Raw genomic sequence first — 12,051 nt, forward strand, 5'->3', positions numbered from 1 at the left:
ACGGGCCTGCACCCAGACCCCGCCTGCCCACTCCGGGCGCGAGTATCCCTGCGCGTTCAAAATTGACGCGCACGTACACTTTGCCTATCGTGGGGCGAACGTCACAACCCATTCTCCCGGAGGTAGCCCTGTGGCCCTGAAAGACCTGTTTGACCTGACTGGCAAAGTCGCCCTGATCACCGGAGGCTCGCGCGGCCTCGGCCTGCAAATCGCCGAGGCGCTGGGCGAATACGGCGCGACCGTCGTCCTGACCGCCCGCAAGCAGAACGAGCTGGACGAGGCGAAGGCGCACCTCACCGGCCTGGGCATCACCACCCACGTCTACGCCCATGACCTCTCGCAGTTTGGCACCATTGAGCCGCTCGTCGAGCGCATCCACAGCGAGGTCGGCCCCATCCACATCCTCGTGAACAACGCGGGGGCCACCTGGGGCGCTCCCGCCGAGGAGCATCCCTTCGAGGCGTGGCAGAAGGTCATGAACCTCAACGTGAACGGCCTCTTTCTGCTCACGCAGGCGGTCGGCAAGCGCTGCATGATTCCGGCGGGAGCGGGCCGCATCATCAATGTCGCCTCGGTTGCCGGGCTGCGCGGCAACAGCCCCCGCATGGCGGGCACGCTCGCCTACAACACGTCCAAGGGGGCGGTCGTGAACATGACCCGCGCCCTCGCCGCCGAGTGGGCGCGGTACGGCATCACCGTCAATTCGATCTGCCCCGGCTACTTCCCCACCAAGATGACGAAGGGCACCCTCGAATACGGCGGCGACACCATCCTGGGTTACACGCCGCTGGGCCGCCTGGGAGGACCGGAGGACCTCAAGGGCCTCTCGCTGCTGCTCGCCTCGGACGCCTCGGCCTACATGACCGGGCAGAACATCGCGGTGGACGGCGGAATTACAGCGATTTGAGGAGAAGCCATGACCCCGATCACTCTCGATGACCTCCGCGCCCGCCTCGGCGGGGAGATCGCCCTCTCGGAGTGGGTGACCGTCTCGCAGGAGATGGTGAACGGGTTCGCCGACGCGACGGGCGACCATCAATTCATCCATGTGGACCCCGTGCGGGCCGCGCAGACGCCCTTCGGCGGCCCAGTCGCGCACGGCTTCCTGACGCTCTCACTGCTGGCGGGGCACTTTATGACCGGGGGCGGCTTTCCCGCGCTGGGCGGCGTGCGGATGGTGGTGAACTACGGCTTGAACCGGGTGCGCTTCATCGCGCCCGTGCCCGTGGGGAGCCGCCTACGCAACCGCGCGACGTTGCTGAGCGTCGAGGACGGTCCCGGTTACGCTCAACTCACCGTCGCCAACACCATCGAACTGGAGGGCAGTGACAAACCCGCCGCCACCGCCGAGACCGTGATGCGGGTGTACCTGTGACCGCGCTGGAGGGGCCGCAGGCGGTCGCCTTCGCCCAGAGCGTGCTGGACTCGCAGCCCTTCAGCGTGCTGGTCGGGGCGCGGGTCGAGCACATGGCCCCCGACGGGGTGGTCGTGCGGGTGCCCTTCCGCACCGAACTGACCCAGCACCACGGCTTCGCGCACGGGGGCGTGCAGGCGGCGCTGGCCGACATCGCCCTCACCTTTATGGGGGCGGCGGCGCTCGGCCCCAGCGTTTTAACGTCCGAGTTCAAGATCAACTTTCTCCGGCCCGGCGTGGGCGAGGCCCTCGTCGCGCGGGGCAGCGTGGTGAGCGCGACCCGGCGGCAGGCCGTGACCCGCTGCGACATCTTCGCCGTGCAGGGAGGTCAGGAAAAGCTCGTCGCCACCGCGCTGGGCACCATCGTCGTGGCCGATGTGGCCCCGGCGGGAGGTGGGGCGTGAGACTCCGCACCGTCCTCGGCCTGACCCTCGGCGCGGGCGTGGGCTGGCTGCTCCTCGCGCCCACGCGGGTGCGTCCGGTGGCCTGGGAGGGGCCGGGCCTGACCCCCTCGCGGACGGGCGGGCCGTATGCGGACAACGGGCGGCTGGACACGGCGGAGCGGTTCGCCCCCGTGCCCGGTCAGACCTCCCCCGAATCGGTCGCGGTGGATATTCAGGGCCGCCTCTACAGTGGCTTTGGTGGCGGGGCCATCGTCCGTTTTCAACCGAACGGTACCCAGCCCGGGGTCGTGGCGAACACGGGCGGGCGGCCCCTGGGCCTGCGCTTCCACCCTGACGGCTCCCTGCTCGTCGCGGACGCGCTGCGGGGGCTGCTGAGGGTGCGGCTGAACGGGGGAGAGGTAGAGGTGCTCGCCACCGAAGCCGAGGGGGTCCCTTTCCGTTTCACCGACGACCTCGACGTGGACCGGGCGGGGCGCTTCGTTTACTTCACTGACGCGTCGAGCGAGTATGGGTGGCCGCACGAACTCCTCGACCTGCTGGAACACGGCGGGCACGGGCGGGTGCTGCGGCACGACCTGGAGACGGGCGAGACGGTCGTGCTGGCGCGGGGCCTGAACTTTCCCAACGGCGTGGCGCTGGGGCCGGACGGGGCGTATCTGCTCGTCACCGAGACGGGGGGACCCAGGGTGCACCGGCTGTGGCTGGTGGGCGACAAGGCCGGAACGCTGGAGGTCTTTGCCGATTCTCTCCCCGGCTACCCGGACAACGTGCGCTTCGACGGCGTGGCGACCTTCTGGGTCGCCCTCCCCAGCCGCCGCTCGCCGCTGCTGGACGCCACCGCGCGTCAGCCCTGGCTGCGGCGGGTGGTTGCCCGGATTGCCGAACGCACCAAGCTTCCGCTTCCCGAGGAATCCATGCTCGTCGCGCTGAATCTGGAAGGCCGCCCCGTCGCCTTCGCGCAGGGCAGCGGGCCGCAGAGTTACGGCTACGTCACCCAGGTGCTGCCCCACGGCGACCACCTGATCCTGAGTTCGCTGCACGGCGACACGCTGGCCCGCGTGCCGATCTCGCAGGTGCGCCCGTGACCACCTACCTGCTGGAGCGGGACGGCGTGCTGCTCGCGCGGATGCCTCTCCTGCACACGGACTCCTTCGCCCTCCACTGCGACTTCCAGCCTACCGAGGCGTTCGCGCCCTACCGCCACCTCTTCGACGAGGAAGCCCGCCTGACCGACGAGCTGGCCCACGACGCCGACCCCACCCTGATGACCCGCGCCGAGGCGCTGCTCGACGAGATTCTCGCGCTGGGGCTGACGGTCCGGCGCGAGGACGGCGGCCCTGCCCACGAGGTGCTGCTGGGCATTGAGGGCAAGGCGGCCACCTTTCGTCCCCTGCATCCCCAGGAGGAACTGCCATGACCATGTTCGACGTTTCCCCGCGCACCCGCGACCTGCACGCCCGGCTGACCGCCTTCATGGACGAGCACATCTATCCCAACGAGGCCGAATTTCACCGCCAAGTGAATGAGGGCAACCGCTGGGAGCACGTGCAACTGATCGAGGACCTGAAACCGAAGGCGCGGGCGGAAGGCCTCTGGAACCTCTTCCTGCCGCCCGCCAGCGACCCGCAGGGCAAGTTCGGCCCCGGCCTGACCAATCTCGAATATGCCCCCCTGTGCGAGGTCATGGGCCGGGTGTGGTGGGCGCCCGAGATCTTCAACTGCAACGCGCCCGACACCGGCAACATGGAGGTGCTCGCCCGCTACGGCACCCCCGAGCAGCAGGAGCAGTGGCTGGTGCCTCTCCTGAACGGCGAAATTCGTTCCGCCTTCTCCATGACCGAGCCGGAGGTGGCGTCGAGCGACGCGACGAACATCCAGGCCAGCATTCGGCGCGACGGCGACGAGTACGTCATCAACGCCCGCAAGTGGTGGACGAGCGGGGCGGGCGACCCGCGCTGTGCGGTCAGCATCTTCATGGGCAAGACCGATCCCAATGCCGAGCGCCACCTCCAGCAGTCCATGATCCTGGTGCCGATGGACGCGCCCGGCGTGACGACCGAGCGGATGCTGACCGTCTTCGGCTACGACGACGCTCCGCACGGCCACGCCGAGATGACCTTCGAGGACGTGCGTGTGCCCGCCTCTTCCATCCTGCTGGGCGAGGGCCGGGGCTTTGAGATCGCGCAGGGCCGCCTGGGACCGGGCCGCATCCACCACTGTATGCGGCTGATCGGGCAAGCGGAGCGGGCGCTGGAGCTGATGGTGGAGCGCAGCAGCCAGCGGGTGGCCTTCGGCAAGCCGCTCGCCGCGCACCAGCACGTGCGGGAGGCCATCGCGCACAGCCGCATGGAGATCGACCAGGCCCGGCTGCTGACCCTCCAGGCCGCGCACATGATGGACACCGTGGGCAACAAGGCCGCCCGGGGCCAGATCGCCGCGATCAAGGTGGTCGCGCCTAACGTCGCCCTGCGCGTGATCGACCGCGCCATCCAGATTTTCGGCGGCGCGGGCGTCAGCCAGGACACCCCCCTCGCCATGATGTACGCCCAGGCCCGCACCCTGCGCCTCGCCGACGGCCCCGACATCGTCCATACCGAGACGGTGGCTAAGGAAGAACTGCGGGCGCGGGGCGTGGACCTGCGGCGGCGGTAGGCGGAGCAAAAGGATGAGGCTGCTAACCGCCTTGAGCAGATGCAAAAGCCCGCTGATTCCACCGAGGTATTTCCGGATGTCGTTCACGCGGGCCACGGTGAGAGTGTTCAGCCGGAAAGGGGCACTCTTGCGGCGGTTGGGGGACAGTTGAACCTCATCGCCTTCAGCTCAGGTCACCCGCTCCAGTGCCCGTTCCACAAAGGCGTTGAGGCTCAGGCCCTCGCTGCGGGCGCGGGCGACGGCGCGGGCATGCAGTTCGGGGCTGATACGGAGGTTGAAGCGGCCACTGAAGGGCCGTTCCGGTTCCTCACCCCGCTCGGCGCAAAAGGCCAGGTAATCGTCCACGCTCTCGCGAAAAGCCTGCCGCAACTCGTCCACGCTGCGCCCCTGAAAGGTGATCACGTCGCGCAGATTGATGACCTCGCCGTGAAACAGATCGGCCGCGTCGTCGAAGGTGGCGGTGCCGATATACCCCTTGTATTCCATCATGGCTTCACCCCTGCATTCTCCAGAAAGCGCCGCACGCTCACCAGCGCCCCCCGGTCCGTTTCCTTTTCCGGGTGGGGACGGTGGAAGACCGCGCGAACGCCGTTCAGGGCCACCCGCACCCGGCTCCCGTTTCCCTCGGTGATGTCGGCCCCCAGCGCCCGGAACAACGCTTCGACGTCTGTCCAGGCCACGTCACTCCGGGTGGGCTGTTCGAAGACCCGCCCCAGAGTGCGGCGCTGACGGGTATTCACGGTCTTATAGTACCTGAATCCAGTACCACCAAAAGGAGAACCCATGGACTTCCAGAACAAGATCATCGTCGTCACCGGCGCCGCCTCCGGCATCGGCCTCGCGCTCGCCACGCGTTTTGTGCAGGAGGGCGCGACCGTCATCGCCTCCGACCTCAACGCGGAAGTCGGGGCACAGAAGGCCGCCGAGATCGGTGCCCGCTTCGTGCCCGCGAACGTGGCCCAAGAGGACCAGATTCAGGCCCTGATCGCGGACGTGCTGGGGCAGGAGGGCCGCATCGACCTCTTCTGCTCGAACGCGGGCATCGCCATCGGCGAGGGGCCGGAGACGCCCGACAAGCAGTGGGACCTGATCCACCGGGTCAACGTGATGAGCCACGTCTGGGCCGCCCGGCACCTGCTCCCGCACTACCTGGAACGCGGCGAGGGCTACTTCCTGAACACGGCGTCGGCGGCGGGCCTGCTCACCGAACTGCACTCGGCCCCCTACGCGGTCACCAAGCACGCGGCGCTCGCCTTTGCCGAGTGGCTGGCGATCACCTACGCCGACCGGGGGATCAAGGTGTCCGCCCTCTGCCCGGAAGGGGTCTGGACGCCGATGATCCAGAACGCGCCCATCCTCCAGCAGACGGCGATCACGACCGATGAGCTGGTGGAAAAGACGCTGGAGGTGCTGCGGCGGGACGGTTTCCTGATCACCACGCACCCGACCACTCTTCAGTCCTTTCAGAAGAAGGCCGCCGACTACGACGGCTGGATCGGCGGCATGCGCCGCTTGCGGGAAAAGGCGATGGCGCTGCTGATGGGAAAGCAGGCGTTCCTGAAGCCCTCGGAGGACGCCCCCCGCACCGAGGGCCACGCGTGACCCGTCCCGACACCGCGCCCGTGCGCCCCGGCGAGGAGTTGCCGCTGGACGCGCTGAAGGAGGCGCTGCGCGGGGAGGTGGAGGGCGATGTGGACGCGCTGGAGGTCGAGCAGTTCCCCGGAGGCTTTTCCAACCTCACGTATCTTCTCCGGCTGGGCGATCAGGAGTACGTGCTGCGCCGCGCTCCCCTCGGCCCGGTGGCGGCCAAGGCGCACGACATGCCGCGCGAGTACCGGTTGCTTTCGCGGGTGCATCCGGTGCTGCCCGTCGCGCCCGCACCCGTGCTGCTGGTCGAGGACCCCGCCGTCATCGGAGCGCCCTTCTACCTGATGGAGCGGCGGCGCGGGGTGGTCGTGCGGACGAAGTTACCGCCGGAATACGCTGCCCTGCCTGGCGCCCCCCGGCAGCTCTCGGAGGCGCTGGTGGACACGCTGGCCGACCTGCACGCGGTGGACATCGGCGCGGCGGGCCTGCGCGACCTGGGCAAGCCCGAGGGCTTCAACGCCCGGCAGGTGGAAGGCTGGGCGGGACGCTGGCGCCGCGCCCGCACCGACGACCTGCCCCCCGTGGACGAGTTGCACGACGAGGACGTGATCGCCTGGCTGACCGCCAACACGCCCGCCGAATCCGCCCATACCCTCGTCCACAACGACTTCAAGCTCGATAACCTGATGCTGGACCCGGCGGACCCCGCGCGGGTGGTCGCCCTGCTGGACTGGGAGATGACCACGGTGGGCGATCCCCTCGCTGACCTGGGCCTGACCCTGACCTACTGGACGATGCCCCAGCAGCCGGGCGGAGCCGAGAACCGCGTCGGGGCAGCGGCTCCAGGGTTCCTGAGCCGCGAGGAGTTTCTGGAGCGTTATGCCACCCGCAGCGGGCGGGACGTGTCGAACGTGGCGTGGTACGAGGTGCTGGGGCACTTCAAGCTCGCGGTCATTGTCCAGCAGATCTACGCCCGCTACCGCGCCGGGCAGACGAGAGACCCCCGCTTCGCGCCGCTGGGCGGGCAGGCCGCGTGGCTGATCGGGGAGGCGTGGCGGCGGATTCGGGAGGTCGGCGGTGGGGGGGCGTGAGTGGGAGGCAGGGGCATGACCCTTTCCTGAACGGCATTTCTGCTGCGGGGAGCCTACGCTGCCCGCATGGAACTGTTCTGGTCGGTCCTGACGGACATCCTGACGCCGCAGGGCGGCTGGTCGCTGCGGCTGATCCTGCGGATCGTCCTGAGTTCGCTGCTGCTGCTGGGGTACGTGATCGTCCTGGCCCGGACCTTCGGCTCGCGGACCTTCGCGTCCTTTACCTCCTTCGACTTTCTGGTGAACATCGCGGCGGGGTCGCTGGTCGCCAGCGCCATTCTGGGCAACTCCATCGTCGAGTCGGCGCTGAGCCTGCTTGTGCTGGTGCTGGCGCAGTGGGGCATCTCGGCATGGGGGGCGCGGTCGGAGGCCGTGCAGGAAACCTTCGACAATTCCCCGGTCGTGCTTGTCGAAAACGGGCAGGTGCAGGAAGGCGCGATGCGCCGCTCGCGGGTGGCCCGCGCCACGTTGGAGAGCAAGATGCGCGAGGCGGGCGTCACCCAGCTCTCAGACGTGAAGTTCGCCGTGCTGGAATCGGGCGGCACCATCAGCGTCGTGAAAGCCTGAGCCTTCGCCGGGGGACCGCGTGAGTACCCTGATCCTCGTGCGGCACGGGCAGGCCACCCCCTTCGAGGCCGACACCGACCGCCTGTCCCCGCTGGGGGAGGCCCAGGCCCGTGCGGTGGGCGCATACCTGGCCGAGTCCGGCCTGGAACCGACCGACGTGGTCTCCGGTTCCCTGGTGCGCCAGCGCGAGAGCGCCCGCCTCGCGGCAGAGGCGGCGGGCGGCGTCTGGCCGGACCCCGTCACCGACCCCCGGCTGGCCGAGTACGACGGAGACGGCTTGATTCGCACCCTCGCGCCGCTGCTGGCCGCCCGCGACCCCGGCTTCGACACCCTGCTGCGGGCGTCCGAAGCCGCGCGGCAGGGTCCCGACCGCAACCGGCACCTCCAGCGGATGCTCGAACCGCTGGCCGCCGCCTACCTGCGCGGCGAGGTCGCGCACGCGGACGTGGAGCCGTGGGCGGAGTTCCGCGCCCGCGTCCACGCCTTCCTGCGCGAGTTGCTGGCGGGGCCGTCCGGGCGCACCGTACTCGCCTTTACCTCCGGCGGCGTGATCGGGGTGACCGTCGCGGCGGTGCTCCGCGCCCCCGACGAATCCGCCCTCACGCTGAACTGGCGCGTCCGCAACGGCAGCCTCACCCGGCTGACCTACGGCGCGGGACGGGCGAGCCTCGATTCTTTCAACGAGACGGCGCACCTCACCGCCGACCTCTCGTCCTGGCGCTAAAGGAGACCCATGTCCCTCGACCCCCACCTCAAGGAAATCCTGCTTCAGATGGCCGCCGCCCCCCAGCCCTCCGGCCTGGAGGAGATGCGGGCCGCCGTGGTCGCCAACGCCGCACGGATGCCGAGGCGACCGGTGAGAATCGCCGGAACGCGCGACCTGACGATTCCCGGCCCGGCCTCCGACCTGCCTGCCCGGCTATATACGCCGGAGGGGAAGGGGCCACACCCCCTCACGATCTACTTCCACGGGGGCGGTTTCGTCGCCTACTCCATCGAGACGCACGACAGCGTGTGCCGCGAGATTTGCGCGGTGGCCCAGACCGCCGTGCTGAGCGTGGAGTACCGCCTCGCGCCCGAACACCGCTTCCCCGCCGGGGTGGAGGACGCCTACGCCGCGCTGACGTGGGCCGCCGCGCACGGGGGGGGATTGGGGGCCGACACCTCCCGCCTTGCCCTGGCGGGGGACAGCGCGGGGGCGAGCCTGTGTATCGCCTGCACCCTGATGGCCCGCGACAACGGTGGCCCGCCCATCCGTGCCCAACTCCTGATTTACCCGGCGGCCGACTTCGTGAATACGGACCGCTACCCCAGCCGCCGTGAGAACGCGGAGGGCTATTTCCTGACCGAAGAGCGGATGCGTTTTTTCGGGCAGATGTACCTCTCGGACGCCGCCCACGGCGCACACCCCCATGTCTCCCCGCTTCATGCCGCCGAACTGCACGACCTCCCGCCCGCCCTGGTGATGACCGCCGAATTCGACCCCCTGCGCGACGAGGGGGCCGCTTACGTGGAGGCGCTGCGGGCGGCGGGTGTCCGCGCCGAGCATCTGCCTGGCCCCGGCATGATCCACGGCTTCGTCAACCTGACGGCCCTCTCGCCCGCCGCGGCCCACCTGCTGGACCGGGCGGCGGCGTGGCTGGGGCGCGAACTGTCGGGGGCCTAGCGGTCAGCCGGACACGGGTTCGGAAGGTGGGCCGCCCACGCACACCCGGTCACGCCCGGCCACCTTGGCCCGGTAGAGCGCGGCGTCGGCGCGGGCCACCCAGCGGCCCAGGTCGTCGCCGGGCTCGGCCTGGGCCACCCCCAGGCTGGCCGTCACGGGGCCGACCTCGGGAAAGGGGAGGGTGCCGACTTCCCGGCGCAACCTCTCGGCCACTTGCTCGGCTCCCGCTGCGTCGGCCCCCGGCAGCACGATCAGGAATTCCTCACCGCCCCAGCGCCCCACGGTGTCGCCCCCGCGCAGGCGCTCACGGAGCCGGGTGGCCGCCTGGGCCAGCACCGCGTCCCCGGCATTGTGGCCGTACCGGTCGTTGATTCCCTTGAAGTGGTCGAGGTCGAGCAGGATCAGGCAGGCGGGCTTGCCCTGGTCCGCAGCGTTCAGCAGCCGCTCGACGGCCCCGTACAGGGCGCGGCGATTCGGCAGCCCGGTCAGGGCGTCGGTGTTTGCCAGCGCCTCCAGCGTCAGGCGTTCCCCGCGTTCCAGCAGAAAGTGTTCGCGGTACCACGCCAGCCCGTGCAGCAGGACCAGGATGGCTCCGCAGGTGAGCTGCACCCGCACGAGTTCGGGCAGGTCACCGGGGCCGCGCCCGCGCAGGGCCAGCCCCGTCCAGGGCAGGGCCACGCTCAGCAGGTACATCCCGGCGGACACCAGCAGGGCGCCCCGCGCACTCAGCAGCAGGTAACTCAGGATCGAGAGCGCGACCAGCATCCAGTAGGCCGCACTCGCCAGCCCCAGCGCGGCGTCCTCGGGCGCGATCAACGCCAGGGCCATCTGCACGGCGATCGCCAGCACGTTGGCGACAAAGACCACCCGCTCGGCCACCACCAGCGGCCGTCCCCCCAGCAGCCACGCGGCCGTCCACAGGCACATCAGCAGCAGCAGGGGGTGCACGTACAGGACGTAAGGGTCGTAGGGACCCCGCTGCCACGTCAGCAGCCACACCAGCGCCAGCACGGCGGCCCCCACCCCCAGCGCGGCGAGGTAAAGTCGGCGGCGCACCTCCTCGGACGCTGGTCCCCGCGCGGCCTCTGGCAAGGTCGGCGGCGGGAAACGGCGGCGGTCTGGGGAGCTCATGCGCTCATGAGCGTACTGTCCCGGCGCTCCACACCCGCCGGGGGACCCCGGCTTTCTGAGAGTCACCTGAAGCTTTCTTGTGGACTTTTACATAGCCGGATGAAGTTTTTCTCCAGGGTTGTTCTGGCCGCTTCACCGTGGGGCACCCTAGAATGTGCCTGTCCCCACACGCAAATTTCCGCGTGCTGGCGAATGGCGAAGGCGAGAGCGACCAGACACCCACGGGACGCTCCCCCGCCAACATACGCAGGGAGGCAGCCAGCGCTGCCGGGGTTCCTGCGGGCTGTGCCCGTTGTCTGAGCGCACAGCCGTTCCTTTCTTGTTTCCCATCCTGGGGAGGGCTCCACATGAATCTATCCATGACTCCACTGTCCGACCGTCTGGCCGCGCCTGCCCTGCTGGTCATCGCCCACCTGCGGTGGGACTTTGTCTTTCAGCGGCCCCAGCACCTGATGACGCGGGCAGCCCGTTCCCGGCGGGTGTACTACATCGAGGAGCCGGTCTTCGGTGCCCACGCGGACCACCTCGAACTGCACGAGGACCCCAGCGGCGTCACCGTGGTCAAGCCCTACATCGAAGAAGGCCACGGCCCGGCCGAGTCGCAGGCGCGGACCGCCCGGCTGCTGTGTGGGCTGGTGGGGGAGCAGGGCTTGAGCGAGTACGACCTGTGGGTCTACACGCCCTACGAGCTGCCGATCACGGCTGGCCTCACCCCCCGCGTGACCGTCTACGACTGCATGGACGAACTCGCCCAGTTCAGGGGCGCCCCGCCCGAGCTGCGCGAGCGCGAGGAGCAGCTCTTCGAGCAGGCCGACCTCGTCTTCACCGGCGGGTACCGCCTGTATGAAGCCAAGCGCGAGCGGCATGCCGGAGCCCACCCCTTTCCCTCCAGCGTGGAGGTCGAGCACTTCGCCCGCGCCCGCCAGACCCCAGAGGATGCCCCCGACCAGCGGGACCTGCCCCATCCCCGCCTGGGCTTTTATGGCGTGATCGACGAGCGCTTCGACATCGACCTCATCGGGGAACTCGCCCGCCGCCGCCCAGAGTGGCAGTTCGTGCTGCTGGGGCCGGTCGTGAAGATCGACCCCGAGGGGCTGCCGCGCGGCGAGAACCTGCACTACCTCGGCATGAAAGGCTACGGCGAACTGCCCACCTACCTCGCCCACTGGGACGTGGCGCTGCTGCCCTTCGCGCTGAACGAGGCGACCGAGTTCATCAGCCCGACCAAGACGCCCGAGTACCTCGCGGCGGGCGTGCCCGTCGTGTCCACGCCCATCCGCGACGTGGTGCGTCCCTACGGGGAGAAGGACCTCGTGCGAATCGCCGAAGGTGTGAACGCCTTTGAGGCCGCTTGCGCCGAGGCCCTCGCCGAGCGCCTCACGCCCGCCGGGGAGGAGCGCCGCGCCCGCGCCGACGCGCACCTCTCCACCCTCTCGTGGGACCGCACCTGGCGTGACATGAGCGCCCTGATCGAGCGGGCAGCCGCCGAGAAGCAGGCCGACAGCGCCCTGGCCGGTGTCGCCGATGACTGAGGCGTTC

15 protein-coding genes are annotated in these 12,051 nt (G+C 69.7%); 12 read left to right on the top strand and 3 right to left on the bottom strand.

Features of this window, described 5'->3' with window-relative positions:
* Nucleotides 1–130: 130 nt before the first annotated feature.
* From C3K08_RS16855 to C3K08_RS16880, 6 genes are read left to right on the top strand one after another with little or no spacing between them, the layout of a single operon-like run.
* Entirely contained in the window at nucleotides 131–907 is a 777-nt protein-coding gene (locus C3K08_RS16855) for an SDR family oxidoreductase (protein ID WP_104992599.1), read from the top strand.
* Nucleotides 908–916: 9 nt separating this feature from the next.
* Nucleotides 917–1,375, top strand: coding sequence for a MaoC family dehydratase (locus C3K08_RS16860; RefSeq protein WP_104992600.1), 459 nt, complete (start codon nucleotides 917–919; stop codon nucleotides 1,373–1,375).
* Nucleotides 1,372–1,818 carry a PaaI family thioesterase gene (locus C3K08_RS16865; RefSeq protein ID WP_104992601.1) on the top strand — a complete coding sequence of 149 codons (447 nt, stop codon included), beginning with the start codon at nucleotides 1,372–1,374 and terminating at the stop codon, nucleotides 1,816–1,818. Before C3K08_RS16860 ends, C3K08_RS16865 begins: the two co-directional genes overlap by 4 nt.
* On the top strand, nucleotides 1,815–2,903 hold the full coding sequence (locus tag C3K08_RS16870) for an SMP-30/gluconolactonase/LRE family protein (protein ID WP_104992602.1): 1,089 nt from the start codon (nucleotides 1,815–1,817) through the stop codon (nucleotides 2,901–2,903). Before C3K08_RS16865 ends, C3K08_RS16870 begins: the two co-directional genes overlap by 4 nt.
* Complete coding sequence (locus tag C3K08_RS16875) at nucleotides 2,900–3,235, top strand: hypothetical protein (protein ID WP_234009272.1); 336 nt, start codon at nucleotides 2,900–2,902, stop codon at nucleotides 3,233–3,235. The genes C3K08_RS16870 and C3K08_RS16875 overlap by 4 nt, the downstream gene beginning before the upstream one ends.
* On the top strand, nucleotides 3,232–4,470 hold the full coding sequence (locus C3K08_RS16880; protein ID WP_104992603.1) for an acyl-CoA dehydrogenase family protein: 1,239 nt from the start codon (nucleotides 3,232–3,234) through the stop codon (nucleotides 4,468–4,470). Before C3K08_RS16875 ends, C3K08_RS16880 begins: the two co-directional genes overlap by 4 nt.
* A gap of 168 nt (nucleotides 4,471–4,638) precedes the next feature.
* On the opposite strand, the gene C3K08_RS16885 is transcribed toward C3K08_RS16880, so the two are convergent.
* A complete protein-coding gene (locus C3K08_RS16885; RefSeq protein ID WP_104992604.1) occupies nucleotides 4,639–4,959 on the bottom strand; it encodes a type II toxin-antitoxin system HicB family antitoxin in 321 nt (106 codons plus the stop codon).
* The gene (locus C3K08_RS16890; protein ID WP_104992605.1) at nucleotides 4,956–5,255 is read right to left on the bottom strand and encodes a type II toxin-antitoxin system HicA family toxin; all 300 of its coding nucleotides are present in this window, start codon (nucleotides 5,253–5,255) and stop codon (nucleotides 4,956–4,958) included. Before C3K08_RS16890 ends, C3K08_RS16885 begins: the two co-directional genes overlap by 4 nt.
* On the opposite strand from C3K08_RS16890, the gene C3K08_RS16895 reads away from it, so the two are divergent.
* From C3K08_RS16895 to C3K08_RS16915, 5 genes are all read left to right on the top strand, one after another.
* Nucleotides 5,254–6,072, top strand: coding sequence for an SDR family oxidoreductase (locus C3K08_RS16895; RefSeq protein ID WP_104992606.1), 819 nt, complete (start codon nucleotides 5,254–5,256; stop codon nucleotides 6,070–6,072). The genes C3K08_RS16890 and C3K08_RS16895 overlap by 2 nt on opposite strands.
* A complete protein-coding gene (locus C3K08_RS16900; protein ID WP_104992607.1) occupies nucleotides 6,069–7,148 on the top strand; it encodes a phosphotransferase family protein in 1,080 nt (359 codons plus the stop codon). The genes C3K08_RS16895 and C3K08_RS16900 overlap by 4 nt, the downstream gene beginning before the upstream one ends.
* 66 nt (nucleotides 7,149–7,214) lie before the next feature.
* Nucleotides 7,215–7,715 carry a DUF421 domain-containing protein gene (locus C3K08_RS16905; RefSeq protein WP_104992608.1) on the top strand — a complete coding sequence of 167 codons (501 nt, stop codon included), beginning with the start codon at nucleotides 7,215–7,217 and terminating at the stop codon, nucleotides 7,713–7,715.
* Between the two features lie 19 nt (nucleotides 7,716–7,734).
* Complete coding sequence (locus C3K08_RS16910) at nucleotides 7,735–8,439, top strand: histidine phosphatase family protein (RefSeq protein WP_104992609.1); 705 nt, start codon at nucleotides 7,735–7,737, stop codon at nucleotides 8,437–8,439.
* 9 nt (nucleotides 8,440–8,448) lie between these two features.
* A complete protein-coding gene (locus C3K08_RS16915; protein ID WP_104992610.1) occupies nucleotides 8,449–9,381 on the top strand; it encodes an alpha/beta hydrolase in 933 nt (310 codons plus the stop codon).
* 3 nt (nucleotides 9,382–9,384) lie between these two features.
* On the opposite strand, the gene C3K08_RS16920 is transcribed toward C3K08_RS16915, so the two are convergent.
* Complete coding sequence (locus tag C3K08_RS16920) at nucleotides 9,385–10,512, bottom strand: diguanylate cyclase (RefSeq protein ID WP_104992611.1); 1,128 nt, start codon at nucleotides 10,510–10,512, stop codon at nucleotides 9,385–9,387.
* 359 nt (nucleotides 10,513–10,871) lie between these two features.
* Here C3K08_RS16920 and C3K08_RS16925 point away from each other — a divergent pair, with 359 nt between their 5' ends.
* Nucleotides 10,872–12,044: a glycosyltransferase family 1 protein gene (locus C3K08_RS16925; RefSeq protein ID WP_199777066.1), complete on the top strand. Its 1,173-nt coding sequence runs from the start codon at nucleotides 10,872–10,874 to the stop codon at nucleotides 12,042–12,044.
* Nucleotides 12,045–12,051 lie beyond the last annotated feature (7 nt).

This window comes from Deinococcus sp. NW-56 (genome assembly GCF_002953415.1).
GTDB lineage: Bacteria > Deinococcota > Deinococci > Deinococcales > Deinococcaceae > Deinococcus.